The organism is Cupriavidus sp. WS, from assembly GCF_000395345.1.
Taxonomy (GTDB): Bacteria; Pseudomonadota; Gammaproteobacteria; order Burkholderiales; family Burkholderiaceae; genus Cupriavidus; species Cupriavidus basilensis_B.
The window spans coordinates 18,551-42,434 of record NZ_AQPL01000277.1 but is presented as its reverse complement, the minus strand read 5'-3'; the positions used below and the strand labels follow the sequence as shown (position 1 = coordinate 42,434).

At 69.9% G+C, this 23,884-nt stretch carries 23 protein-coding genes; 7 read left to right on the top strand and 16 right to left on the bottom strand.

The features are described from left to right. On the top strand, positions 1–1,856 hold a 1,856-nt coding region (locus K206_RS0122380; protein WP_020204625.1), incomplete at its 5' end, for a beta-propeller fold lactonase family protein. Positions 1,857–1,873: 17 nt separating this feature from the next. Here K206_RS0122380 and K206_RS38980 read toward each other — a convergent pair. Genes K206_RS38980 through K206_RS0122360 form a run of 4 tightly spaced genes read right to left on the bottom strand, consistent with a single transcriptional unit; the run spans position 1,874 to position 6,791 of the window. Further along, positions 1,874–3,460 (bottom strand): TolC family protein, encoded by a 1,587-nt coding sequence (locus tag K206_RS38980; RefSeq protein WP_052165957.1) that lies wholly within the window; start codon positions 3,458–3,460, stop codon positions 1,874–1,876. Then, positions 3,447–5,495, bottom strand: a complete 2,049-nt coding sequence (locus K206_RS0122370) for an FUSC family protein (RefSeq protein ID WP_020204623.1) — start codon at positions 5,493–5,495, stop codon at positions 3,447–3,449. Before K206_RS0122370 ends, K206_RS38980 begins: the two co-directional genes overlap by 14 nt. Then, complete coding sequence (mdtN, locus tag K206_RS0122365) at positions 5,476–6,525, bottom strand: multidrug transporter subunit MdtN (protein ID WP_020204622.1); 1,050 nt, start codon at positions 6,523–6,525, stop codon at positions 5,476–5,478. Before mdtN ends, K206_RS0122370 begins: the two co-directional genes overlap by 20 nt. Next, a complete protein-coding gene (locus tag K206_RS0122360) occupies positions 6,522–6,791 on the bottom strand; it encodes a YtcA family lipoprotein (RefSeq protein WP_020204621.1) in 270 nt (89 codons plus the stop codon). The genes mdtN and K206_RS0122360 overlap by 4 nt, the downstream gene beginning before the upstream one ends. A 499-nt stretch (positions 6,792–7,290) precedes the next feature. Between K206_RS0122360 and K206_RS0122355 the strand changes: the two genes are divergently transcribed. Both K206_RS0122355 and K206_RS0122350 read left to right on the top strand, forming a co-directional pair. Then, positions 7,291–7,974 (top strand): MarC family NAAT transporter, encoded by a 684-nt coding sequence (locus K206_RS0122355; RefSeq protein WP_020204620.1) that lies wholly within the window; start codon positions 7,291–7,293, stop codon positions 7,972–7,974. A 10-nt stretch (positions 7,975–7,984) separates the two neighbouring features. After that, entirely contained in the window at positions 7,985–9,082 is a 1,098-nt protein-coding gene (locus tag K206_RS0122350; RefSeq protein WP_020204619.1) for a linear amide C-N hydrolase, read from the top strand. 67 nt (positions 9,083–9,149) lie between these two features. On the opposite strand, the gene K206_RS0122345 is transcribed toward K206_RS0122350, so the two are convergent. From K206_RS0122345 to K206_RS0122325, 5 genes are all read right to left on the bottom strand, one after another. Then, positions 9,150–11,021: a S9 family peptidase gene (locus tag K206_RS0122345; RefSeq protein ID WP_020204618.1), complete on the bottom strand. Its 1,872-nt coding sequence runs from the start codon at positions 11,019–11,021 to the stop codon at positions 9,150–9,152. Between the two features lie 40 nt (positions 11,022–11,061). After that, positions 11,062–12,237, bottom strand: a complete 1,176-nt coding sequence (locus tag K206_RS38975; RefSeq protein WP_020204617.1) for an AI-2E family transporter — start codon at positions 12,235–12,237, stop codon at positions 11,062–11,064. Positions 12,238–12,420: 183 nt separating this feature from the next. Next, positions 12,421–12,960, bottom strand: a complete 540-nt coding sequence (locus K206_RS0122335) for a DUF3318 domain-containing protein (protein ID WP_020204616.1) — start codon at positions 12,958–12,960, stop codon at positions 12,421–12,423. Continuing rightward, positions 12,957–13,337, bottom strand: a complete 381-nt coding sequence (locus K206_RS0122330; RefSeq protein WP_020204615.1) for a phage holin family protein — start codon at positions 13,335–13,337, stop codon at positions 12,957–12,959. Before K206_RS0122330 ends, K206_RS0122335 begins: the two co-directional genes overlap by 4 nt. Before the next feature lie 195 nt (positions 13,338–13,532). Beyond that, positions 13,533–13,850, bottom strand: a complete 318-nt coding sequence (locus K206_RS0122325) for a YqjD family protein (protein WP_369796917.1) — start codon at positions 13,848–13,850, stop codon at positions 13,533–13,535. Between the two features lie 230 nt (positions 13,851–14,080). On the opposite strand from K206_RS0122325, the gene K206_RS0122320 reads away from it, so the two are divergent. Continuing rightward, positions 14,081–14,719, top strand: coding sequence for a peroxiredoxin (locus tag K206_RS0122320; RefSeq protein ID WP_020204613.1), 639 nt, complete (start codon positions 14,081–14,083; stop codon positions 14,717–14,719). 169 nt (positions 14,720–14,888) lie between these two features. On the opposite strand, the gene K206_RS0122315 is transcribed toward K206_RS0122320, so the two are convergent. Next, the gene (locus K206_RS0122315; protein WP_020204612.1) at positions 14,889–16,082 is read right to left on the bottom strand and encodes an acyl-CoA dehydrogenase; all 1,194 of its coding nucleotides are present in this window, start codon (positions 16,080–16,082) and stop codon (positions 14,889–14,891) included. A gap of 349 nt (positions 16,083–16,431) precedes the next feature. Here K206_RS0122315 and K206_RS0122310 point away from each other — a divergent pair, with 349 nt between their 5' ends. Continuing rightward, complete coding sequence (locus tag K206_RS0122310) at positions 16,432–17,235, top strand: IclR family transcriptional regulator (RefSeq protein WP_029043939.1); 804 nt, start codon at positions 16,432–16,434, stop codon at positions 17,233–17,235. A 7-nt stretch (positions 17,236–17,242) separates the two neighbouring features. Here the strand turns inward: K206_RS0122310 and kynA are convergent, their stop codons facing one another. From kynA to kynB, 3 genes are read right to left on the bottom strand one after another with little or no spacing between them, the layout of a single operon-like run. Further along, complete coding sequence (kynA, locus tag K206_RS0122305; protein WP_020204610.1) at positions 17,243–18,151, bottom strand: tryptophan 2,3-dioxygenase; 909 nt, start codon at positions 18,149–18,151, stop codon at positions 17,243–17,245. Between the two features lie 13 nt (positions 18,152–18,164). After that, on the bottom strand, positions 18,165–19,421 hold the full coding sequence (kynU, locus tag K206_RS0122300) for a kynureninase (protein ID WP_020204609.1): 1,257 nt from the start codon (positions 19,419–19,421) through the stop codon (positions 18,165–18,167). Positions 19,422–19,463: 42 nt separating this feature from the next. Beyond that, the gene (gene kynB / locus K206_RS0122295; RefSeq protein WP_020204608.1) at positions 19,464–20,126 is read right to left on the bottom strand and encodes an arylformamidase; all 663 of its coding nucleotides are present in this window, start codon (positions 20,124–20,126) and stop codon (positions 19,464–19,466) included. A gap of 171 nt (positions 20,127–20,297) precedes the next feature. Here kynB and K206_RS0122290 point away from each other — a divergent pair, with 171 nt between their 5' ends. After that, the gene (locus K206_RS0122290) at positions 20,298–20,780 is read left to right on the top strand and encodes an Lrp/AsnC family transcriptional regulator (protein WP_020204607.1); all 483 of its coding nucleotides are present in this window, start codon (positions 20,298–20,300) and stop codon (positions 20,778–20,780) included. Here the strand turns inward: K206_RS0122290 and K206_RS38970 are convergent. Together K206_RS38970 and K206_RS0122280 are read right to left on the bottom strand one after the other, a co-directional pair. Further along, positions 20,758–21,297 (bottom strand): MarR family winged helix-turn-helix transcriptional regulator, encoded by a 540-nt coding sequence (locus K206_RS38970; RefSeq protein WP_020204606.1) that lies wholly within the window; start codon positions 21,295–21,297, stop codon positions 20,758–20,760. The two genes, K206_RS0122290 and K206_RS38970, sit on opposite strands and share 23 nt — an antisense overlap. 17 nt (positions 21,298–21,314) lie before the next feature. Next, positions 21,315–21,869, bottom strand: a complete 555-nt coding sequence (locus K206_RS0122280) for a flavin reductase family protein (RefSeq protein ID WP_020204605.1) — start codon at positions 21,867–21,869, stop codon at positions 21,315–21,317. 398 nt (positions 21,870–22,267) lie between these two features. Here K206_RS0122280 and msrA point away from each other — a divergent pair, with 398 nt between their 5' ends. Next, positions 22,268–22,822 carry a peptide-methionine (S)-S-oxide reductase MsrA gene (msrA, locus tag K206_RS0122275; RefSeq protein ID WP_020204604.1) on the top strand — a complete coding sequence of 185 codons (555 nt, stop codon included), beginning with the start codon at positions 22,268–22,270 and terminating at the stop codon, positions 22,820–22,822. Between the two features lie 13 nt (positions 22,823–22,835). Here the strand turns inward: msrA and K206_RS0122270 are convergent, their stop codons facing one another. Beyond that, positions 22,836–23,879 carry a DUF72 domain-containing protein gene (locus K206_RS0122270; protein WP_020204603.1) on the bottom strand — a complete coding sequence of 348 codons (1,044 nt, stop codon included), beginning with the start codon at positions 23,877–23,879 and terminating at the stop codon, positions 22,836–22,838. Positions 23,880–23,884: the final 5 nt, after the last annotated feature.

Genomic DNA, 23,884 nt, shown 5'->3' with positions numbered 1-23,884 from the left:
CGCCCGCGCAGGGCGGCACGCTGACCCTGAAGGCCACGCTGCTCGGCGCCGACGGGCTCGAGGTCAAGGGCGCCAGGTTCGCGTGGTCGTCTTCCAGCGAAGCGGTCGCGGTGGTGGTCTCGGCCTCCGATCAGGCGCCGGCGGCGGCCAGCATGATGCAGCCGGTCGGCGCCTATGCGTCGGTGCGCATGCTGGCGCCGGGCGAGGTCGACATTGTCGCCACGGCGACGCTGCCCGACGGCAGCCAGGCCACCAGCACCACGCACCTCACGGTGCAGCCGCCTGCGGCGAAGTCCTACACGCTGACGCTGTCGCCGGCGTTGCTGACCGTGACGGCGGGCGGCGCCGCGCAGCCGGTGGCTGTCGCCGTGCGGCGTTCCGATGGCGTCGACGGCGCGGCGGACTTGGCCAACTGGTCGTGGACCAGCGACGACGCGACCTTCGTCGTGACGGCGGCCGCGGACGGGCATGCCGCCCAGGTGGCCAGCCCCGCATCGGCCGTCGCCGCCGGCGCGGCCACGCTGACGGCTTGCGCGGACGCGCCGGCCGGCGCCCGGCTGTGCGCGAATGCGGCGCTGGCGCGCGCCGCCGCGCCGCCGCCGCCGACCTATACCCTGGGCGGCACGCTTGCCGGGCTGGCCGCGGGCAAGAGCCTGCAACTGGCCGACAGCAATGGCGATACGCTGGTCGTCAATGCCAACGGTTCGTTTTCGCTGCCGACGCCGCGGACGGCGGCATCGGCCTACGCGGTGACTGTGTCCGGCCAGCCGGCCGGCCAGACCTGCACGGTATCGAACGGGTCCGGCACGATGGCGGCCGCCAACGTGACCAGCATCGCGATCGCCTGCGTGCAGGCCCAGTTCGTGGTGGTTGCCAACCGCGACGACAGCACGCTGTCGGTCTACCGGACCGAGCCGGCGAGCGGGACGCTCACGGCGGTGCCCGGCAGTCCCTTTGCCGCGGCCGGGCAGGTCCGCGACATCGCGTTCCTGCCTTCCGGGCTGGTCGGATACACCATCGCCACCGATACCGCGTCCGTCGTCGGCTTTCGGCTGGACCCGGCGAGCGGCGCCCTTTCCGTCATCCCGGGCGCGACGGCAACGGTGCCCTTCGGTGCGCCGGGGACGATTGCCGTCCATCCGAGCGGGAAGTGGATTCATGTCGGCGGGCCGGGCGTGGTGAGCAGTTTCGCGATCGACGCCGCGACGTTCGTCCCTTCGATGATCAGTGCCATCCCGGCACCGACTTCCCCAGGCGCGACGACCGGATTCGCGATCTCCCAGGATGGCATATCCCTGTACGCAATCAATGCCGTGCAGGACAGCGTGTGGCAGATCGGCGTCAATGCGGGCACCGGCTCGCTTGAAAGTCTTTCGATAGCGGCACCGGCTGGCTCGCAGCCCAATGGCGCCGTGCTGTCCGGCAACGGCGCATTTCTGTACATGCCCTACACCTTGAGCAACCTGGTCGGCGTCGCGAGCATTTCGTCAGGCACGGGCGCGCCGCTGTTCACGAGCATATTTACGACGGAGGCATCGCCAACCGACATCGCGCTCACGCCTTCGGGGGAATTCACTTACGTCCTCGGCAGCGCCAGCAACAGCATCGCGGCCTATCGCCTCGACGGCGTGACCGGCCTGCCTGTCGCGGCCCTGGGGACCACGCCGGTCGGCAGCAACGGGCAGCGGCTGCGCATCGATCCGAACGGACGATTTCTCTATACGCCGGCATTCAACGGTGCCGTCTATGGTTTCCGGATCGATGCGGTCACCGGCGCGCTGACCGCGGTGCCGGGCAGCCCGTTTGCGGCCGGCAACGGCAATACCGCCATCGCCATCGTGCAACCCTTGCCATAAGCGCGGCAGGCGCGGCCTCAGCCGTGCCGTCCGCGCGAGGGCGGGAACACGAGGCGGCCGTCCGCGCCGGACTCGTCGCGCAGGGCGCCGATGGCGCCCGTGGCCAGCGCCAGCGTGGCCGCCGCGGACAAGGCGCCGCTGTAGCTGTCGACGGCGGCATTGCGGGCCAGCAGCAACTGGTTCTGCGCCAGCGTGGCGTCGGTGATCGTGCCCACGCCCTTGCGGTAGGCGGCGAAAGCCGCGTCGTAGGTGGTCTGCGCGGCCGCGGCCAGCGCGCTGGCCGCTTCGTGCGCGGCGAGGCTGGTCTCCAGCGCGTTCTGGCTCATGACGATCTGCCGGACCGCGTCTTCCTTCGCGCGCGTCAGCCTGGTCGAGGCGTTCTCGGCGTTGTTGCGCGCCTGCGCCAGCACGGCGGAGCGCAGCCCGCCGTCGTAGAGCGGGATGGTGATGCCGAGGAAGACGCTGCCGCCGTAGCGGCTGCCGTTGAGGTTCACGGTCGGCGCCTGCTGGCCGACCGCGGGCAGGGCGCTGATCGCGGTCCCGCCGGATGCGTAGGAGGTGGCGGCGGAGACGAAGACCTTGGGCAGGAACTCCGCCTCGGCCGCGCGGACCTTGGCCTGGTTGGCCTTCTCGGCGGCGTAGGCGCCGAGGATGTCGGGCCGGCTGGCGATGGCGGTGTCGACGATCTCCTCGATCGAGCGGCGCAGCGCGGGCGACAGCGGCCGCACCGGCAGCTCGGCGATCTGCGGCCTGGCCAGCGGCGAGATGCCGATGGCCGAGACCAGGCCCAGGTAGGCGTTGCTTTGCGCGCCCTGCGCCTGCACCAGGGCCAGCCTGGCCTGGGCGCGGTTCTGGGTGGCCTGGGCCACTTCGACCACGGTGCCGATGCCCTGCTGGCGGCGCGCCTGCGCGGCCGCGAGGACGGCGTCCGCGTTGTCCTGCGCCTGCTGCGTCGTGCCGGCGCGCGAGCGGGCGGCCTGGTACAGGTAGAAGGCCACGCTGACGTCGTGGATCACCTGCTGGTGGACCGCGGAGAAGGCGATGTTCGCCGCCACCGAGGTCTGCTCCACCGCTTCGACCAGGCTGGCGCGCTCGCCGAAATCGAACAGCAGCCATTGCAGCGACAGCGCCGAGATCGTGCCGTGCGCCGAGGCGTCGGCCGAGGCCTGCCCGAGCAGCGTCGAGGTGGAGCCGTGGCCGCTCTGGTAGCCGCCCATCGCGGTGGCGGAAATCTGCGGGAGATAGGCGCTCCTGGCGATGCCGGTCGCCAGCGCCGCGTTGCGCGCGTCGTTCCAGGCGATGCGGGTGAGCGGGTTGGCGGATTCCGCCATGTCGATCAGCTCGGCGAGCGTGTAGGCGTGCGCGGCATCGAGGTCCGGCGGCAGCGGCAGCGCCGCCAGCGTGCTGTTGGCGGGCAGGACATAGACGGGCGGCGCGGCGGCCTGCCGCGGCGGGGCCGGCACGATTTCCCCGCTGGCGGTGGTTTCCGGTTGCCACGGGCGGTCCGGCCGCGCGGGCGCCAGCTCCAGGGACGAGGTAGCGCAGCCGGCCGCGAGCGCGGCGGCCAGCATGGAAAGGGCCGCCCGCGGGCTAGGTGGGTGCATGGCGTGGGGATTCCTTGGCGGCGCCGCGCGGCGCGGCGCGGCCGCTTTCGGCCAGCCGCCTGTCGATGAGCGTGAGCAGGGCCGCGCGCGCGTCGGGCACATCGGGCATATCGGGTGCGTCGGGCGCGTCCGGCGCAGCGGTGGCGTCACCGGCCGCGGCGCCGCTCGCGCGGCGCAGCCGGCGCGCGATCTCCGGATCGCCCGGCGACGTCTCCGCCAGCACGAACAGCGGGCCGGCCATCGCGCCGAACCTGTCGAGGACCTGGTGCCGCTGCTCGAGCCACGCCGGCGCCGGGCCGATCGACGCGGGCTCGTAGCGGGCCAGGGAAAGGTCTTCGTGGATGGTGCCTTGCAGCGCCAGCGCGGCCGCGGCCTGTCGGCGCCGCGTGTCGGCGTGCCGGGTCGCGGCCAGCTGTTCCCACAGCGCGGCGAGGTCCGCCAGCGCGGCGTCGATGCGGCCGGCGATGCTGATCGGCCAGACCCGCGTGAAGACGAGGTAGACCACGAGGTTGCCCAGCATCACGCCGATGATGCGGTCGCGCGCGATGGTCAGGTCGAAGCCCGGCGCGGCGCCCTGCAGCACGCACAGGAAGAACGCGAAGGCGACCTGGAAGCCGGCGTAGGCGATGCGCGGCGAGCCTTGCCCGATCCACGCCGACACCAGCGTGCCGGCGAACACCAGCGCCATCAGCGCGCCGACCGAGGTGAGCGCGGGGACCGCGAACACCAGCGCGGCGGTGCCGAGCAGCGCGCCGGCCGCGCAGCCGGCCAGCCGCAGCGTGAGCTTCTCCACGGTCTCGGCGGCGGTGCCCAGCGATACCAGGTAGCAGGTGATGAAGCAGGTGTGGATGCCGGGCCAGTCGAGCTGCATGTAGAGCAGATAGCAGAACGTGGCGGCGGCCGTGGTCTTCAGTGCGTAGCGGACGTGGTCGGGATTCGAGAAGGCGTCGGGCAGGAAGAAGGCGGACGCATGCGCCTGGTCTGCTGCCTTGTTCGTGGCCTTGCCCGCCGCCTTGCCTGCCGCCTTGCCTGCCGCATTGCCCGCCGCGTCGCTGTCCGGCGCCGGGGTTTCGGCGTAGCCATTGATGGCCGCCACCAGGTTCGCCGCCGCCGTTTTCGCCGCGGCCGGGAGCCTTTCCGCCGGCGGCGGCGTCAGTGCGATGTCGACCGGATAGCCGCCCTGCCCGAGCAGGCGCGCCATCTCGTCCAGGGTGTCGGCAATCGGCGCCGCGAACGATGCCGGCAGGTGCTCGCACGGTTCGCGGGTGACGGCATCGGTCGCCAGCAGGATCGCGGTGGTGGAGGCCGCGGCGTGGCGCAGCGCGGCCAGCTCGGCGGGCGGCAGCGTGCCTTCCAGCCTGGCCAGGGAGAGCCAGCCGGCCACCGGCTGCACCGCTTCGCGCAGGCAGGCGTCGAGCGCGTCGCGGCCGGCCCGCGGCGCGCGCAGGCTGCCGGCGGCCACGCGCAGGCACTGCGCCAGCCGGCCGCAGGCCAGGCGCCGCGGCGAGCGGCCCAGCACCAGGTTGACCGCCACGTTGACGCCGATGGGAATCGCCACCATCAGCCAGGCGTAGAGCAGGCCGCGCGTGGCCGCCTCGCCGGTGGGCACGATGCCGAGCTCGTCGAGCGCGAAGCCGACGATCATGGCCACGATGGCGCCGATCGGGCGCAGTTTGCTGGCCGAGGTCAGGAACAGCAGGCCGGCCGACAGCAGCACGATGCAGGCCACCCGCAGCCCCGGGCTGTCGACGCTGAAGACCGCGACCAGCATCACCAGCCCGATCACGAAGCTGAGCAGCACCAGCGCGGCGACGCTCATCAGGATGCTGCTGGCGCGGTCGGGCCGGGTGATGAAGAACACCACATAGGCCGAGATCGCGGCCTCGGGCGTGCGGTAGATGCACGTCACCAGCACCACCAGCGTGCAGGTCAGCGCGATGCGCGCGGCCGCCTGCGCGCGTCCCGGCGCGGGCGCGAGCAGCCGGGCGAGGTCGCCCGGGCGCAGCCGCGCGCCGTCAGCGGCAGGCCGCGCCATGCCGGATCTCGACGGTGGCGCTCGCGCCGACCCGGGCGAGCGCCTCGGGCGCTTCCTCCAGGCGGATGCGCACCGGGAAGCGCTGCGCCACGCGCACCCAGTTCACCGAGGCCTGCACGTAGGGCAGCGAGCGCGGCAGGTTGACGCGGTCGGTGTCGACGACGCCGGCGCCGATGCCCGTCACGGTGCCGCGGATGGCGCGGTTGCGGTCGATCATCGAGTAGACCGTGGCGCAATCGCCGGCCTTGATCCCGGCCAGCACGGTTTCGCGGAAGTTGGCCACCGCGAACCATTCGCCGGTATGGATCAGCACGAAGAGGGACTGGTTGGGCACCACCACTTCGCCGGACAGGACCGTCAGCCCGGTGACGCGGCCGTCGTGCGGGGCGCGCACCAGCGTGTCGTCGAGCGCGCGCCGCGCGATGGCCAGCGCGGCCTGGCGCGCGTGCATGGCCGCTACCGCGCCCGCTTCGTCGCCCACCGCCTGGGCCGTGGCGGAGCGCTGCACCTTGGCCTGCCTGAGCGAGATCGCCGCGTCGCGCTGCGTGACCTGGGCCTGGTCCAGTTGCTGGGCCGGCACGTAGCCGTCCGCTTCGAGCGGGCGCAGGCGCTCCACCGTGCGCGCGGTCAGGGCGTAGTTCTGCGCGGCGCGCGCGGCCTGCTCGGCGGCGATCGACGCCGCCGCCTGCTCGCTGGCGATGCTCCTGCGCCGGGTGCCGAGCGCGGCCTGCGCCAGCTCCAGGTCCGCCTGCGCCTGGGCGACGGCCAGCCGGTAGGGCTCGGGGTCGATCTGGAACAGCGGCGCGCCCTTGGCGACCTGCTGGTTCTCCGTGACCCACAGCCGGGCGATCCTGCCGCCGACCGGCGAGGCCACGTGGACCACGTCGGCGTCGAGCGTGGCGTCGTCGGAGGACGGGAAGCGCGCGATGCGGTGATAGGCGTAGAACGCCATGCCGATGCCCAGCACGACGATGGCCGCGGCGATCAGGCGGCCGCGGATGGCGGGTTGGCGTGCGCCGGCCAGCTTCATGGAAATTGTCCCGTTCCGAGCAACCAGGCGAGCACGGCGACCGTCACGCCGATTGCGGTGTTGACCAGCAGTTGGCAAGGCACGATTTGCGCCCATCCGGTGGCGACGAACACCCGGTGCGCAATCACCGCGCCGAGCGCGCCGATCAGCGCGCTCAGCAGCCAGAGCGGGAAGTAGGCGCCGAACAGGTCGAACGCGGGCGCGCCGCCGAACGCGCAGCCCTGCAGCGAGGCGCACGGCGCGGCCAGCGCGGCCAGCGCCGGCATGCGGCGGCGGCCGCGAGTCCATTGCCCGAAGGGCGTGAGTGCGCTGCTTTCTGTCTGAAACATCGTCAGTTCAATGATCGGTTTCAAGGATCGGCCAGCTCGCTTCCATGCCGCTGCGTCGGAAACAATGCAGGCAATATAGCAGCACGGAATGCGCCTTGTCCAAGAGTTGCGGCGGCGGTGCCGCGCGGGGAAATCCGCGGCGCTGCCGGCGGGGTGCTGGCGGGTGTCGGCGGGGTGCTGGCCGCAGCGGCTGGCGGCCGGCGCGGGCCGGCCGGCCCGCTGGCGACGGCCGCGATTCGTACTATGCGCATGCGCATTGGATTTAACCGGACGATTCAGATCGGATAGCCATAAAGTCCGATAAGCCATCGCGTAAAAGTTTTTTCGATAATTCCGTAATTTCAATTTTTTACGCGATAAAGAATTGAACTGGACTATCATGAACCAATTCGTTCTGGCGAACGATCCGCATCGCTGACTTCGGGAGTGGCTCCCTATGAGCGCAGAGATTCTCCAGTTGTTCAGGCTGGTGGGCATCGGCTTGACGCTGATGCTTCCGCTGGCCAATCCGCTGGCGTCCATGTCGCTGCTGCTGGCGCTGGGCGCGCACATGCCGGACGCCAGGCGCAAGCGCCAGATCCGGCTCGGCGCCTGCTACGTGACGTCGATCATGCTGGTGGCCTATTACTCCGGCACGTGGATCATGCGCACGTTCGACATATCGATTCCGGGCATGCGCATCGCCGGCGGCCTGATCGTTTCCTTTCTCGGCTTCAAGATGCTTTTTCCCTCGGCCGCGGCAACGGACATTCCGGAAACCGGCAAGAAAAAAGCCGAGCAAAGCCAGGAGAATTCCGCCGATATCGCCTTCGTGCCGCTGGCATTTCCGGGGACCGCCGGGCCCGGTTCCATCGCGATCGTCATCAGCCTCGCCTCCAAGCTCAGCGGCAAGCAGGACGCATATGCTCATTGGGTCCTGGCGGCGGCGCCGGTGATCGTCGCGGTGCTGCTGGGCCTGCTGTTCTGGATCTGCCTGCGCTCGTCCACGCAGCTCGTGCGCTTTCTCGGCAATGGCAGCGTCGAGGCCATCTCGCGCGTGATGGGGTTCCTGCTGGTCTGCATGGGCGTGCAGTTCGTGATCGACGGCACGCTGGAAGTCGTCGCCGCTTCGGCGCATTGAGGAGAACGTCATGTTGCGGCATTTTCGGAAGTTCCGGCTCGCGGCGCTGGGCGCGATCGCCATCGCACTGACCGCATTGGGCGTCTCGCTCGCCTACGGCTGCACGCGCGTGCTGTATGTCGGCGCGGACGGCCAGGTGATCACCGGACGCTCGATGGACTGGTCCGAGGACATGGGCTCCAATCTCTGGGTGTTTCCCGCCGGCATCGGGCGCGACGGCGCCGCGGGGCCGCGCTCGCCGCGCTGGACGTCGAAATACGGCAGCGTGGTCGTGTCGGGTTATGAGATCGGCAGCGTCGACGGCATGAACGAGCGCGGGCTGGTCGCCAATGCGCTGTATCTCGCCGAGACCGACTACGGCAGGCCCGACGCGCGCCGCGCGGGAATCGCCATCAGCCTGTGGGCGCAGTATGCGCTCGACAATTTCGCCACCGTCGCCGAAGCGGTCGGCGTGCTTGGCCAGAATCCCTTCCAGGTCATCGCGCCGCCGCTGCCCAACGGCAAGCCGCTGACGATCCATCTTTCGCTGTCGGACGCGCAGGGCGATTCGGCCATCCTCGAGTATCTCGGCGGCAAGCTCATCATCCACCACGGCAAGGCGTTCAAGGTCATGACGAACTCGCCGGCCTACAGCGAGCAGCTTGCGCTCGACACCTACTGGAAGGGCGTCGGCGGCCTGACGTTCCTGCCCGGCACCAATCGCGCCGCGGACCGCTTCGTGCGCGCGTCGTTCCTGCTCGACGCGATTCCGAAGCAGCTCGATCCGAACTACATCGCCGGCGTGCCGAACCGGTCTTACGCGTTCCAGGCCGTGGCCGGCGTGATGAGCGTGATGCGTTCGGTGAGCGTGCCGCTCGGCATCAGCACGCCGGACCAGCCCAACCTGTCCTCGACCATCTGGCGCACCGTGTCGGACCAGAAGAACCTGGTCTACTACTTCGACTCGGCCACGCGCCCGGACACGTTCTGGGTGTCGCTGGACAAGCTGAATCTGAAAGCTGGCGCGCCGGTGCTGAAGCTGGCGATGGACAGGGGGCAGGTCTATGCGGGAGAGGTGTCGGCGTCGTTCGTGCCGGCGCCGCCGTTCGCGTTCATGCCGGCGCCCTGACGCGCGGCGGATGAAAAAAAGGCGTGGCGGTCGCCCGCCACGCCTTCCTGCGCGCCCGCGCGCCAGATCAGGCCCGGACGTCGGCCCTGGCGAGGTGCCTGGCCAGGAACGCTTCCATCGCCTCGTAGAAGTCGAAGCGGTTTTCCTCGTTGTGGAAGCCGTGCCCTTCGTTTTCCTTGAGCAGGTAGGCCACGTCCACGCCGCGCTTGCGCAGCGCCTCCACGATCTGGTCGCTCTCGGCCTGCTTGACGCGCGGGTCGTTGGCGCCCTGGGCCACCAGCAGCGGCGTGCGGATGCGGTCGGCGAAGAACACCGGCGAGGCATCGTGCATGGCCTTGCGGTCGTTCTCGTCGTTGGGGTTGCCGATCATCTCGTAGAGCATGTCGAGCATCGGCTTCCAGTAGGCGGGAATGGTCTCGAGCAGCGTGAACAGGTTCGACACGCCCACGTAGTCGATGGCCGCGGCGTAGCGCTCGGGCGTGAAGGCCACGCCCGCGAGCACCGCATAGCCGCCATAGCTGCCGCCGTAGATGGCCACGCGGCGCGGATCGGCGATGCCCTGCGCGACGAGCCAGTCGACGCCGTCGTCGATGTCGTTCTGCATGGTCCGGCCCCATTGCTTGAAGCTGGCTTCCCAGAACTTGCGCCCGTAGCCGGTGGAGCCGCGGAAGTTGACCTGCAGCACGGCGTAGCCGCGGTTGGCCAGCAACTGCACTTCGGGGTTGAAGCCCCATACGTCGCGCGTCCACGGGCCGCCGTGCGGGTTGACCACCAGCGGCAGGTTCCGCGCCTCGGCGCCCGGCGGCAGCGTCAGGTAGCCGTGCAGTTGCAGGCCGTCGCGCGAGGTGAAGCCGACCGGCTGCATCGGCGCCATGTCGGCCTCGTCGAGCCACGGCAGGATCTGGCCCAGCGACACCAGCTTGCCGGTGTCGCTGTCGTACAGGTAGCGCGTGCCGGTGGTGCGGTCGCTCGACGCGGACACGATCATGCGGGTCTCGTCGCGCGTGATGCTGGTGACGTGGTGCTCGTAGCCGGGCAGCTGGCGCTCGAGGTCGGCGTGGATCCGCTCGCTGCGCGCGTCGAAGAAATGGCGGCGCGTCTTCCAGTCGGTGTACCAGGCGGCGGTGAGCACGCGGCGGTGGCGCGAGTAGCCGAGGCCGCCGACGTCGACCTCGCCGTGCTCGAACACCAGCTTGCCTTCCTGCGCGGTGTGCGGGTCGAACTCGAAGATGGCGAGCTTGTCGCGGCCGCGGTTCGACTGCACGTAGAGCTGCGCGTCGTCGAAGGTGAAGAACAGCGGCGCGACCGTCTCGCGGAAATCCGTGGTGAGGATGGGGCGGAACGGCTCATCCTCGGTGTCGCGGTAGAGCAGGGTGGTGTTGACGCCGTCGCTGGCGGTGGCTACGCGCAGGCGCCCGGCGTGGTCGGTGCCCCAGCTCATCACGTTGCCGGGATTCTCGGCGATCTGCACGGACTCGCCGGTCGCGACGTCCACGCGCAGCACGTCGAAGACCTGCGGGTCGCGCTTGTTGTGGGACAGCAGGATGTGGCGGTCGTCGTCCTCGAGGTCGTCCACGATCTCCGCGCGCACGCCGGGATACGGCGTCAGGTCGACCGGCTCGCCGCCGTCGACCGGCACCGACAGCACGTGGAAATTCTCGTCGCCGCCGAAGTCCTTGATGTAGAGGATGTGGGCGTTGCCCTTCCAGGTGTGGAAGGGCAGGTCGCGCTCGGTCTCGGCGGTCAGCGGGCGCGCTTCGCCGAGCAGGTTGCCGTCGGCGTCGATGGCCTGCACGAAGACGTTCTGGCGGCCCTGGTGGCGCGCCAGGAAGGAAAGATGGCGCCCGTCCGGCGAGATCGAGAACTGGGAGCGGTCCGGCTTGCGGAACAGCTCGCGCACCGTGTAGTGCCTGGGTGTCTTTGCGTTGCTCTGGTTCAAGGCTGGCTCCTGGATGGGTTCGGGGTGGCCCGCGGCGCGCTCACTCGGCGCGTTGCGCCGCGGGCACGCGGTCGCGCGGGGCGGCCGGAGCGGATGGCGCTGATGGCGCTGTCGCCGCATCGGGCGCGGGCGACGGCGGCTGGTCCTGGTCTTCCTGGTCCTGCGTGGCCTCGCGGCGTTCGATTTCCTCGCGCGTGGAGGTGGACAGGTCCCAGCTGGCGATGAACAGCGCGGCGATCAGCGGGCCGATGACGAAGCCGTTCAGGCCGAACAGCGCCATGCCGCCCAGCGTGGAGATCAGCACCACCCAGTCGGGCATGCGGGTGTCCTTGCCGACCAGGATCGGGCGCAGCACATTGTCCACCGTGCCGATCACCAGCACGCAGAAGCCGATCAGGACCGCGCCCTTGCCGACCTCGCCGGTGAGCAGGAAGTAGATCGCCACCGGCCCCCAGATCAGCGCCGCGCCGACCGCCGGCAGCAGCGAGAGGAAGGCCATCAGCACGCCCCACAGCAGCGAGCCCTGGATGCCGAGGAACCAGAAGATCAGCCCGCCGAGCGCGCCCTGCACGGCGGCCACCACGATGTTGCCCTTGACGGTGGCGCGCGCCACCGTGGTGAACTTGCGCAGCAGGTGCTGCTTGTGCGGCTCGCTCAGCGGAATGGCCTGCACGATGCGGCGCGAGATCTCCGCGCCGTCGCGCAGCAGGAAGAACAGCAGGTACAGCATCACGCCGAAGCTGACCACGAACTGGAACGTGTTCTGGCCGATGCTCAGCGCCTGCGTGGCGATCAGCTGGCTGCCCTGCGCGGCGCCGGCGGTGAGCTTGGCCTGCACGCCGGCGATGTCGGCCATGCCGAAGCGGTCCAGCACCCGGTTCACGGACGGCGGCAGCGCGTGCACGGCCTGCTGGAAGTAGGCGCCGAAGTTGAGCTGCCCGGTCTTGATCTGCTGGTAGACCGTGCTGACCTCCTGGGCCAGCGCGCCGGCCACGAAGATCAGCGGCAGCACCACGATCAGCAGGCACAGCGTCAGCGTGGCCAGCGCGGCGAGGTTGCGGCGCCCGCCCATGCGGCGCGTGAGCCAGTTGTTGGGCGGCGTGAAGATGATGGCGAGGATGGCGCCCCAGAACACGGCGCCGAAGAACGGCCACAGCACGAAGCAGAATGCGATCGAGACTGCGGCCAGCAGCAGGTAGAACGCCTTCTGCTGCATGTCTGCTGGTTGGGTCATGGCGCTGTCACCTTGCGTGGAAAATCCCCCGGGGGCACGGGATTATCCCGTCCCGGCATGACAACTCGCCGGGGCGCCGGTCAGGGCGCGGGCGCGCCGACCGGCAGGCCGGTGGTGGCCGGGGCCGGGGCGGGTGGCTATCGGTTATCGGCGGCGGGCTGCGGACTAGCGTACCAGCGGATCGCGAAAGCCGGTGTCGGCGGCGCCGGGCGCGCGGGCGGTCCGGGTGTCGCCGGCGGTACCTTTCTGCCAGGTATCGTAGGCCCAGTAGCCGGCCGCGGCGAGGCCGCCGAGCTTGGCCAGCTTCCAGCCCCAGCGCAGCACCGGGGTCTTGCGCAGCAGGGGCAGCGCCAGGGAAATCGTGGAACTGAGGACCGGGTAGTCGCGCGCCAGGCCCAGCAGCTTGAGCAAGGAGGCGGGCTGCGCCACGCGCGGCAGCCAGTTGCCGAGGCGGCCGAAGCGCGCCGCGCTGCCGCGCACCTGGTGCAGCGCCTGGGCGCAGTCATAGCGCTCCAGCGCGGCGCGCGTGATCAGCAGTTCCTTGCGGATCGCCAGCGGCAGGCGCACTTCGCGCGAATAGCGCACCGGGCGCGGATGCGCGCGCGGCTGGCCGGCGTCGCGGGTCGCGGCGGTGTCGGCGCGCTCGTTGGCGCGCTCATCGGCGCGTTCGGCCGGTGCGTCGCTGGGGTTGGACGGCGTGCTCATCGGCGCAGGATCTCCCGGTCTTTGTCGATCTCGGCCAGGGTGGCCTCGAACAGGGGCGGGGCATGCCGCACGAGGTGGCGCGCCAGCGCCAGGCAGACCGCGCACGCGGCGAGGTAGAACAGGACCAGCGCGCCCAGCGCCTGCCAGCGGTAGGTGTCCCAGAACACGATGGCGATCAGCACGGTCAGCGTGACCAGGGACAGGCCGAAGAACACCAGCCCGAAGCAGGCCAGCAAGGCCATCTTCATCAGGCGCGATCGTTCTTCCGCGAGTTCGACGCTGGCGAGTTCGAGGCGCGTCTGCACCATCGCCACCAGCGATCCTGCCAGGCTGCGCAGGGCGTCCATGAACTTGGGAGAGGAGGTCGGGTCGCTCATGCAATTCCGGCAAGGGCGTGCAGCACGGGGCTGCACCGGTTGCGGACGGGAGCCGGGCCGGCGGAACATGCCGCCGGAGGGCGTTTGCTCCGCATGTTGCCGCGCGCTGCGCAATGCGTGGGCGCAATACGGCTAACGCGGGGCACTCGTTCCTGGCGCCGGGCCATCAGGCCCGGCGGGTCGCATGGTTCAGGATTACTTGCGGTTGAGCAGCAGGCCGACCAGCAGGCCGACGCCGGCCGCCACGCCGACGGCGCGCCACGGGTGATCGTGCACGTAGTCGTCGGTGGCGCGCGCGGCCGCCTTGCTCTTGGTGACGACGGCGTCCTGGAGGTCCTGCGCCTTTTCCTTGGCCTGCTTCAGCAGGCCCATGCCGCGCTCGCGCAGTTCGGCAGCTTTCTCGCCGGTGGTCGAGGCCGCTTGCTTAAGCAGTTCTTCGGCATCGGACAAAACGGTCTTGACATCGCTCATCAGTTTCTCCTGTTTGCGGGCGGTGGTTTCGGATTGTGACATTTTGCCTTCCTCGCACGGTGTCGGGCAGCCTTCTCGCCCTCTTTCTTAGCATATGCGGGGAGCCGCCGTGGTTTCAACACCACGGGTCCGACAAGTTATGTAGGACGCTGACTTGAGACAAAAGTCCTTAAGATGAAAAGGTGATTTTGTAGTGACTTTATATTTGTTTGGGTTGGATCGCAATCGGACTAAACTGGTTCAACCCCAATTTCTCGCGGAAGGAGACAGAGATGGCACTACGTCTAGGCGATATTGCGCCGGATTTCGAGCAGGACTCCAGCGACGGCCCGATCCGCTTCCATGAATGGCTGGGCGACAGCTGGGGCGTGCTGTTCTCGCATCCGGCGGACTTCACGCCGGTCTGCACCACCGAGCTGGGGCTGACCGCCAAGCTCAAGGGCGATTTCGCCAAGCGCAACGTCAAGGTCATCGCGCTGTCGGTCGACCCGGTCGAATCGCATCGCGAGTGGATCAAGGACATCAACGAAACGCAGGGCACCACGGTCAACTTCCCCATCATCGCCGATGGCGACCGCAAGGTCTCGCAGCTCTACGACATGATCCATCCCAACGCGAACGAGACCCTGACGGTGCGTTCGCTGTTCGTGATCGACCCGAAGAAGAAGGTGCGCCTCATCATCACCTACCCGGCCAGCACCGGGCGCAATTTCAACGAGATCCTGCGCGTGATCGACTCGCTGCAGCTCACCGACAACCACAGCGTCGCCACGCCGGGCAACTGGCAGGACGGCGAGGACGTGGTGATCGTGCCTTCGCTGAAGGACGAGGAAGTGATCAAGCAGAAATTCCCGAAGGGCTACAAGGCCGTGCGGCCTTACCTTCGCCTGACGCCGCAGCCCAATCGCTAGGGGCCCGGCGGCAGGCCGGCCGGGCGCGTGGCGCCGGCCGGCGTGTCACGGTGTTGTAACACGATGGGCTCGCCCGTCGTCTCTCCTTGGTAGTGTGCTTGGCCCGGCTTCGCAGCCGGGCCTTTTTGCTTCTTGCCCTTGGATTTCGGAGACGGGGCGGGCGCAGGCTTCAGTAGAAGGCCTGGATGCCGGTCTGGGCGCGGCCCAGGATCAGCGCGTGGATGTCGTGGGTGCCTTCGTAGGTGTTGACCACTTCGAGGTTGACCACGTGGCGGATCACGCCGAACTCGTCCGAGATGCCGTTGCCGCCGAGCATGTCGCGCGCCACGCGGGCGATGTCGAGCGACTTGCCGCACGAATTGCGCTTCATGATCGAGGTGATTTCCACCGCGGCGGTGCCTTCGTCCTTCATGCGGCCCAGGCGCAGGCAGCCTTGCAGGCCCAGCGTGATCTCGGTCTGCATGTCGGCCAGCTTCTTCTGCACGAGCTGGTTGGCGGCCAGCGGGCGGCCGAACTGCTGGCGGTCCAGCGTGTACTGGCGCGCGGTGTGCCAGCAGAACTCGGCGGCGCCCAGCGCCCCCCAGGCGATGCCGTAGCGGGCCGAGTTCAGGCAGGTGAACGGACCCTTGAGGCCGGACACGCCGGGCATCAGGTTGTCTTCCGGCACGAACACCTGGTCCATGACGATCTCGCCGGTGATCGAGGTGCGCAGGCCGACCTTGCCGTGGATCGCGGGCGCCGACAGGCCCTTCCAGCCCTTTTCCAGGATGAAGCCGCGGATGGCTTCCTTGCCGTCGTCGCCGGCCAGCTTGCCCCACACCACGAACACGTCGGCGATCGGCGAGTTGGTGATCCACATCTTGGCGCCGCTCAGTTCATAGCCGCCCGCCACCTTCCTGGCGCGCGTGACCATCGAGCCCGGGTCCGAGCCGTGGTTCGGCTCGGTCAGGCCGAAGCAGCCGATCCACTCGCCGGTGGCGAGCTTGGGCAGGTATTTCTGCTTCTGCGCTTCGCTGCCGAATTCGTAGATCGGCACCATCACCAGCGAGGACTGCACGCTCATCATCGAGCGGTAGCCCGAATCCACCCGTTCCACTTCGCGCGCGATCAGGCCGTAGGACACGTAGTTCAGTCCCGGGCCGCCGTATTGCTCGGGAATGGTCGGGCCCAGCAGGCCGAGCTCGCCCATTTCGCGGAAGATCTCGACGTCGGTCTTCTCGTTGCGGAACGATTGCAGCACGCGCGGCGCGAGCTTGTCCTGGCAATAGGCCTGGGCGGCGTCGCGCACCATGCGCTCGTCGTCGCTCAGTTGCTGGTCCAGCAGCAGCGGGTCGGCCCAGTTGAATTCGGCGTTGGCAGCCATGTAGGTCTCCTTCGGTAGTGCAGTGCGTTGTGCGGGTTCGTGCAGGGGGTTGCGGGCGCCGGCGGGATGGCGCGGCGGATCGGGCCGGGCGGTCTCGCGGGTGGCCTGGGGTCAGCAGGCCTCAACAAAAGCATCGGCGCATTCCGCGGTCTGCGGTGACTTTCGTGACTTTCGCCGCGATTTTGTAGTTCCGCATTGCGGAACTTTGTTCCGATGATGTAGTATAGCGCAATGCGCGGTCCGTGCAATAGCCGGAATCGGCATGACCGTGGCGGCCCCTTCCGTTGCGGCCGCGGCACCTTCCCATTCCACCAGCCGGAGCGCTCTCTTGGCCACCGAACCGCAAGCCTTGCCCGCCACGCAGCAGGCGGATGCCGCCGGCCCCGCGCCGCGCGAGAGCGATCCCAACTTCGTCGCCGCGCTGGCGCGCGGCCTGGAGCTGCTGCGCTGTTTCCGCACCGGCGAAGCGATGCTGGGCAACCAGGACTTCGTGCGCCGCACCGGTTTTCCCAAGGCGACCGTGAGCCGTCTGGCCGGCACGCTGGTGCAGCTCGGCTACCTGCGCTACGACGACAGCCTGGGCAAGTACGCGCTCGACGCCGGCGTGCTGGCGCTCGGTTATGCATACCTGTCGGCGTCCGGCGTGGTGGCGCTGGCGCGGCCGCACATGCTGGCGTTCGCGCAGTCCTACGGGGTCTCGGTCTCGCTCGGCAAGCGCGAGCGCATGGAGGTGATCTACCTGGAGTCGATCCGCAACGATGCCGGCGTGATGCTCGGGTTGGGCGTGGGCTCGCGCCTGTCGCTGGTGTCGAGCTCGATGGGGCGCGCCTACCTGGCGGCGCTGCCGGCGGCGCGGCGCGAGCGCGTGCTGGCGGAATTCGCGCAGGCTTTCCCGGAGCAATGGAAGACGCAGGAAGGGCCGACGCGCGCGGCACTGGCGCAGGCCGCCGGGCAGGGCTACGCGGCCTCGTTCCGCGACTGGCACCCGGCCATCCACGCCTGCGCGGTGGCGTTCCGGCCGGTGGGGGAGAAGGAGCTGCACATGCTGAGCTGCAGCGCCTCCTACGGTTCCGTGGAAGAGGCCGTGTTCCACGACAAGCTGGCGCCGGCCCTGCGCGCGCTGGCCGCGCGGCTGTCGGACCCGGCGCCCTGAGCGCGCGTCAGAGGTCGGTGCGCAGCTTCCACAGTTCGGGGAACAGCACCACGTCGAGCATCTTGCGCAGGTAGCTCACGCCCTCGGTGCCGCCGGTGCCGCGCTTGAAGCCGATCACGCGCTCCACCGTGGTGACATGGCGGAAGCGCCATTGGCGGAACGCATCCTCCAGGTCGACGAACTTCTCGCCCAGTTCGTACAGTTCCCAGTGCGCGCCGGGCTGGCGGTAGACCTCCAGCCACGCCGCCTCCACCGAGGCGTTCTCGCCGGCCGGGCGGGTCCAGTCGCGCTCGATGCAGCCCGCGTCGATGGCGAAGCCGCGCCGCGCCATCAGGCGGATCGCCTCGTCGTACAGCGACGGCGTGCGCAGCGCCGCCTCTACCAGCGCGAGGTGCTCGGGCCGGTGCGCATGCGGGCGCAGCATGGCGGCGTTCTTGTTGCCGAGGATGAACTCGATCTCGCGGTACTGGTAGGACTGGAAACCCGACGACATGCCGAGATACGGGCGCATCGCCGAGTATTCCGGCGGCGTCATGGTGGCCAGCACGTTCCACGCCTGCACCAGCTGCTCCATGATGCGCGACACGCGCGTGAGCATCTTGAAGGCCGGCGGCAACTGGTCGCCGCGCACGCACTCGCGCGCCGCGCGCAGCTCGTGCAGCGCCAGCTTCATCCACAGCTCGCTGGTCTGATGCTGCACGATGAACAGCATCTCGTTGTGCTCGGGCGAGAGCGGATGCTGGGCGCTGAGGATCTGGTCCAGCGCCAGGTAGTCGCCGTAGCTCATGTCCCCGGCGAAGTCCATCTGCGCATCGTGCCAGGCGGCCTCGCCGCCCGCCGCCGCGGCATTCGTGGCGTTGGCGGCGTTCGTGGCATCGCCCGGCCCCGACATCGGGCATCCCTTGTTGGCGCTCATGTCGCTCTCCTCCTCAAGTCACCAGGCCGCGCGCCTGGTGGCGTGCTTCCTTGTAGCTGCCGCTGTCGAGCACGTCGCGCAGCACCTCCACCGCGTCCCACACGTCGGCGAAGCCGATGTACAGCGGCGTGAAGCCGAAGCGCGCGATGCGCGGCTCGCGGTAGTCGCCGATCACGCCGCGCTCGATCAGCGCCTGCACCAGCGCGAAGCCGTCGGGATGGGCGAAGCTGACGTGGCTGCCGCGGCGCGCGTGCGCGCGCGGCGTGGCCAGCTCGAGCGGATGGTGGCCGCAGCGCTGCTCGACCAGCGCGATGAACAGGTCGGTCAGCAGCAGCGACTTGGCGCGCAGCGCCTGCATGTCGGTCCGGGCGAAGAGGTCCAGGCCGCATTCGACCATCGCCAGCGAAGTCACCGGCTGGGTGCCGCACAGAAAGCGGCCCACGCCCGCGCGCGGGCGGTAGCCCGGCTCCATCGCGAACGGCGCGGCGTGGCCCCACCAGCCCGACAGCGGCTGCCAGAACGCATCGCGCAGCGCCGGCGCGACCCACAGGAAGGCCGGCGAGCCGGGGCCGCCGTTGAGGTATTTGTAGGTGCAGCCCACCGCGTAGTCCGCGCCCGACGCCGTCAGCGCCACCGGCACCGCGCCGGCCGAATGGGCCAGGTCCCACACCGTGAGCGCGCCGCGCGCGTGCGCCATCGCGGTCACGGCGGCCATGTCCAGCATTTCGCCGCTCTTGTAGTTCACGTGGGTCAGCATCAGCACCGCGGTGTCGGCGCCGACCGCTGCGTCGATCTCCTGCGGCGCGTCGACCAGGCGCAGCGAATAGCCTTGCTGCAGCAGGTCGGCCAGGCCCTGCGCGATGTACAGATCGGTGGGGAAATTGCTGGCTTCCGAGACGATGACCTTGCGCCGCGGGTCGCGCGCCTGCTGCACGCGCAGCGCTGCGGCCAGGACCTTGAACAGGTTGATCGAGGTGGTGTCCGTGACCACCACTTCGTCTTCGCCGGCGCCGATCAGCGGCGCGAGCTTGTTGCCCAGGCGCTGCGGCAGGTCGAACCAGCCGGCGGTGTTCCAGCTGCGGATCAGGCCATGCCCCCATTCCTCGCTCACCACCTCGGCGGCGCGCGCGGCGGCGCTGCGCGGGCGCGCGCCCAGCGAGTTGCCGTCGAGATAGATCACGCCTTCGGGCAGCGCGAACTGGTCGCGCAGCGGGCGCAGCGGGTCCTGCCGGTCGAGTGCGAGGCATTGCTCGCGGCTTGGTGCGGTCATGGGAGCTTCCTGGAGAAAAAACGGATTCGGTGGGCCTGCGCGTCAGGCCAGGCTGCGCAGCACGGCGCGCACCGGGCTGGCGTCGAGCCCGGCCAGGCGCAGCGGCAGCGCGATCAGTTCGTAGTCGCCGGCGGCGACGGCGTCGAGCACCAGCCCTTCGAGGATGGCCAGCCGGTGCCGGCGCACCATGCGGTGCGCCTCCATCGTCTTCGATTCCTGCGGGTCCAGCGAGGGCGTGTCGATGCCGACCAGCATCACGCCGTGGGCGGCCAGCAGCGCGATGGTCGCGGGCGCCACCGCGCAGAACGCCGGGTCCCACCGCGCCAGCGGCGCGGCCTGGTAGGTGCGCAGCAGCACGCGCGGCGGCGTGCCGGCCAGCGCGTGTTCGACGTGGCGCGGCTCGACCAGCGGCGCGGCGCCCAGGCAATGGATCACGCGGCACGGGCCGAGGTAGGGCGCGAGGTCGACCGCGCCAATGGGCGCGCCGTCGGCGGCGTAGTGCAGCGGCGCGTCGGCATGCGCGCCGGTGTGCGGCGACAGCGTGATGCGGCCCACGTTGACCGGGCAGTGCGCGTCCATCTGCCACGCGCGCTCCTGCCGGAACGGCGTGTCGCCGGGCCACACGGGGGTGTCGGGCGACAGCGGCGGGCTGATGTCCCAGAGCTGGCACTCGGGCGTGGCGGTGGCGGCGGGGCGGTTCGTCATTGGCGGGGCGGGCGAGTGGCGCCGGGGTCCGGCGTTCCTTGGCTCGGCGAGGAGCGGATGACGGCATGATAGTCAATATCCCAGGCAAGAGGCTTGCTAAATGCCCCGGGTATCGGCCTCGGATTCGCATAGAATTTCACCGAATACGAGAATGTGGAAAGAATCTGCGAAATGAACCTGGACCCTACCGATCTGCGCATCCTGGCCTGCCTCCAGGAGAACGGGCGCATCAGCAACCAGGACCTGGCCGACCGCGTGGCGCTGTCGCCGTCGGCGTGCCTGCGCCGCGTGCGGCTGCTGGAGGAAAGCGGCGTGATCGGCGGCTACCGCGCGTGGTTCGACGCCGAGCAGCTCGGGCTGGAGATCGAGGCCATCGTGCAGGTGTCGATGCGGCACGACGTGGAGGGCTGGCACGATACCTTCAACGCGGCGGTGCAGGCGTGGCCCGAGGTGGTGTCGGCCTACATCATCACCGGCGACAGCAACTACATCCTCAAGGTGCAGGCGCGCAACCTCAAGCACTACTCGGATTTCATCGTCAACCGGCTGTACCGCACGCCGGGCGTGATGGACATCCGCTCCAACATCGTGCTGCAGAAGATCAAGACCGACGGTTCGCCGCTGGCGGTGATCAAGGGCGCGCCGGGCGCTTGAGCGTTGCCTGCGCGCCGCGTGCGCGTTGTCTGGGCGCCGCCTCGCGCGGCGCGTGCAGCGCGATCAGCCGGCGCAGCGCGTCCTTGAGCTGGTCGGCCTGCGCCGGGCCGAAATCGTCGAGCATCCGGCGCTCGTGCCGCGCCGCCTGCGCGAGCAGGGCGCGCGCGCAGGCCCGGCCGCGCGCGGTGATGGAAACCAGCGCGTGGCGGCGGTCGCGCGCGCCGTTGCGGCGCGCGACCAGCCCGCCGGCCTCCATGCGGCCGATCAGCTTGGTCAGGGTGGGCTGCTTGGCGAGGGTGAGATCGGCCAGCGCGCCGATGGTGCATTCGGGCAGGTCGGCCAGCGCGGCCAGCACGCGCCATGCGGGGATCGAGAGGCCGGCGGCCTCCACCTGCCGGTGGAACTCGTCCGCCATCAGGTGGCTCGCGCGCGCCAGCAGGTAGGGCAGGTAGCCGTCGACGAAGGCGCCCGCCGGTGGTGGCGGCGGTGGCGGCGGAGATGGCTGCGGTTGCGTCATGGCGCGCGCCCGGCGCCTCAGTCGGCGAGCGGGCGGGTGGTGCCGAAACGGCCGTCGTGGAACACCAGCGGGCCGCCGGCGAGGCCGTGCACGCCGCAGCGCTCGACCTCGCCCACGAAGATCACGTGGTCGCCTTCGTCGTAGCGGCTGCGGTTGTGGCATTCGAACCAGGCCAGCGCATCGGCCAGGATCGGCAGGCCGGTCTCGGACAGGCGGTAGTCCACGCCGGCGAAGCGGTCGCCCTTGAGCGTGGCGAAGCGCTGGCACAGGTCCAGCTGCGAGTCCGACAGCACATTGATGATGTAGTGCGAGCCGTCGCGGAACATCGGCAGGCTGTTGGCGCGCGTGGCCATGCTCCACAGCACCAGCGGCGGATCGAGCGAAACCGAGTTGAACGAACTGGCGGTGATGCCGACGAACGGCGCGCCCGGCGGCGAGCCGGGGCCCGCGCGCGTGGTGATGACCGTCACGCCGGTGGCGAACTGGGACAGCGTGCGCCGGAAGTGCAGCGTGTCGAAATCGGGAGAGGCAGCCTTGCCGACGGTGCGCGGCGTGGCTTCAGGCATGCCCATAGCGCGGGCTCCACTTGAATCCATGAAATTTCATATATTATTTGCGCCGGCGACGAGAAGCACAAGTACAAGCTAAGGCGTCCGGCGCGGCGCATCGGTGGGCTGGCGCACCAAGGCGGCGGCGTGCCCCCGGACCCGGCGCCCTGCCGGCCGGACAGGCCGTGGGGATTGTAGCGGAGTCCCAATCCCGACCCGCCAGTGTGGCGTTGTCCGGGCCGGCGCCGCTGCCTAGCCGGGAACACGGACACATGACGGGAAACGCATGACCGCGGCCACGCTCCGCATGCGTCCCGGCGGGGACGGCCTGCCGCCATGCCGCCGCGGGCGCGCCGGGGCGGCATGAGATGCGCCGAACGAGTATGCTAGTTGAATCCACCGTCGGAGCCGGAGAGAACAAGATGGAAAAAGAGTTGGAAAGCGAGCGCGAGGTCGCCACCCTGGGCGGCGGCTGCTTCTGGTGCCTGGAGGCGGTCTACCAGCAGGTCAGGGGCGTGCGGGCGGTGGAATCGGGCTATACCGGCGGCCACGTGAACCATCCGACTTACGAGCAGGTCTGCGACGGCGACACCGGCCACGCCGAAGTGGTGCGCGTGACGTTCGACCCCTCGGTGATCAAGTACCGCGAGATCCTGGAGATCTTCTTCGCCATCCACGATCCGACCACGCTCAACCGGCAGGGCAACGACGTCGGCCCGCAATACCGCTCGGTGATCTTCACCCATTCGGAGCCGCAGCGCGCGACGGCCGAGTACGTGATGCGCGAAGTGACCGCGCAAAAGCTGTACGACGCCCCGCTGGTGACGCAGATCGAGCCGGGCCAGCCGTACTGGCGCGCCGAGGAAGGCCACCAGAACTACTACCAGACCCATCCGACCCAGGGCTATTGCTCGTTCGTGATCTCGCCCAAGCTGGCCAAGTTCCGGCAGAAGTTCGCGCACCTGCTGGTGCGCTGATCCGCCGGCGCGCTCAGTCGCGCGCCAGCCGCTCGGCGATGGCCTCGGCCAGCCGCACGCAGCTCAGCGGCGCGCAGCCCTCGGCCTTGTTGCTCACGATCACGTAGGCGGGCTGGCCCGCGCGCAGCGTGCGGACCACCTGTTCGGCGATCACCGCGCGCGTGTGCGGGTCCTCGTCCAGCAGCCGGTCGAACGGCGCGTAGCGCGATTCGGCCTGCTCGTAGGCGAAGCCCGCATGCAGCATCCAGCGCAGCACCAGCGGCCCCGGCATGCCTTCGTCCATCAGCGCCTGCGCCGGCAACTGGCGCTCGGCCGGCGGCATGCGCTCGCGCGCCGACAGGCAGAAGCGCACGCCGCGCGCGCGCAGCAGCTTGATGAAGCGCGGCGTGAGCAGGGATGCGTCGCGCAGCTCCACCGCGTAGCACGCATGCGGATTGGCGCCGGCATCGAGCGCGGGCAGCGCGCCGAGGAAGGCGTCGAGCCGCGCCAGGAAGCCGGCGCCGTCCGCGGCCATCGCGCCCAGCGGCGAAAGCTGGAACAGCAGCGGGCCGCATTTCTCGCCGAGCCCCGCGGTGGCCGGGCCGATGAAGTCGCGCGCGGCGATCTCCGCGTTCAGGAAGCTGGCGTTGGCCAGCCGGCCCGCGCCCTCGGCGGTGCGCAGCCACGGATCGCAGATGCTGGCGGGCGCCTTGGTCAGGAAGCGGAAATGCGCGGGCACCTGGGCCGCGTAGGCAACGTAGTCGGCCAGCGGGATCGGCGCGTAGAAGCCGCGGTCGATGCCGGCTGCGCGCAGCAGCGGATGCTGCGAATAGGCGGCCAGGCCCTTGCGCGAGAGCAGGCTGTCGCTGTATTCGCCCTGGTAGACCAGGCCGTTCCAGCCGCCGTAGGACCACGACGAGGTACCGAGATGCAGGCCGGCGGGAAGGCGTTCGGCCAGCGCGAGGAGGGCGGGATCGGGCGGCGGCGCCTGCACGCTTTTTCCGCGTGCGGGGCGCGCCGCCGGCGCGGCGGCCGGCACGGGTGTTTCCGGCAGGCCGCCGAACAGGTCTTCAGTCAAGCGGG

Bases quoted from the DNA above. Each gene is read 5' to 3' on its own strand.
- mdtN (WP_020204622.1), bottom strand. From the start codon at position 6,525: ATGAAGCTGGCCGGCGCACGCCAACCCGCCATCCGCGGCCGCCTGATC.
- kynA (WP_020204610.1), bottom strand. From the start codon at position 18,151: ATGAGCGCCAACAAGGGATGCCCGATGTCGGGGCCGGGCGATGCCACG.
- K206_RS0122370 (WP_020204623.1), bottom strand. From the start codon at position 5,495: ATGGCGCGGCCTGCCGCTGACGGCGCGCGGCTGCGCCCGGGCGACCTC.
- K206_RS0122360 (WP_020204621.1), bottom strand. From the start codon at position 6,791: ATGCCGGCGCTGGCCGCGCTGGCCGCGCCGTGCGCCTCGCTGCAGGGC.
- K206_RS0122325 (WP_369796917.1), bottom strand. From the start codon at position 13,850: ATGTCACAATCCGAAACCACCGCCCGCAAACAGGAGAAACTGATGAGC.
- K206_RS0122280 (WP_020204605.1), bottom strand. From the start codon at position 21,869: ATGGGCATGCCTGAAGCCACGCCGCGCACCGTCGGCAAGGCTGCCTCT.
- K206_RS0122315 (WP_020204612.1), bottom strand. From the start codon at position 16,082: ATGGCTGCCAACGCCGAATTCAACTGGGCCGACCCGCTGCTGCTGGAC.
- K206_RS38970 (WP_020204606.1), bottom strand. From the start codon at position 21,297: ATGACGCAACCGCAGCCATCTCCGCCGCCACCGCCGCCACCACCGGCG.
- K206_RS0122355 (WP_020204620.1), top strand. From the start codon at position 7,291: ATGAGCGCAGAGATTCTCCAGTTGTTCAGGCTGGTGGGCATCGGCTTG.
- K206_RS38975 (WP_020204617.1), bottom strand. From the start codon at position 12,237: ATGCAGCAGAAGGCGTTCTACCTGCTGCTGGCCGCAGTCTCGATCGCA.
- K206_RS0122335 (WP_020204616.1), bottom strand. From the start codon at position 12,960: ATGAGCACGCCGTCCAACCCCAGCGACGCACCGGCCGAACGCGCCGAT.
- K206_RS0122290 (WP_020204607.1), top strand. From the start codon at position 20,298: ATGAACCTGGACCCTACCGATCTGCGCATCCTGGCCTGCCTCCAGGAG.
- msrA (WP_020204604.1), top strand. From the start codon at position 22,268: ATGGAAAAAGAGTTGGAAAGCGAGCGCGAGGTCGCCACCCTGGGCGGC.
- K206_RS0122330 (WP_020204615.1), bottom strand. From the start codon at position 13,337: ATGAGCGACCCGACCTCCTCTCCCAAGTTCATGGACGCCCTGCGCAGC.
- K206_RS0122350 (WP_020204619.1), top strand. From the start codon at position 7,985: ATGTTGCGGCATTTTCGGAAGTTCCGGCTCGCGGCGCTGGGCGCGATC.
- kynB (WP_020204608.1), bottom strand. From the start codon at position 20,126: ATGACGAACCGCCCCGCCGCCACCGCCACGCCCGAGTGCCAGCTCTGG.
- K206_RS0122320 (WP_020204613.1), top strand. From the start codon at position 14,081: ATGGCACTACGTCTAGGCGATATTGCGCCGGATTTCGAGCAGGACTCC.
- kynU (WP_020204609.1), bottom strand. From the start codon at position 19,421: ATGACCGCACCAAGCCGCGAGCAATGCCTCGCACTCGACCGGCAGGAC.
- K206_RS38980 (WP_052165957.1), bottom strand. From the start codon at position 3,460: ATGCACCCACCTAGCCCGCGGGCGGCCCTTTCCATGCTGGCCGCCGCG.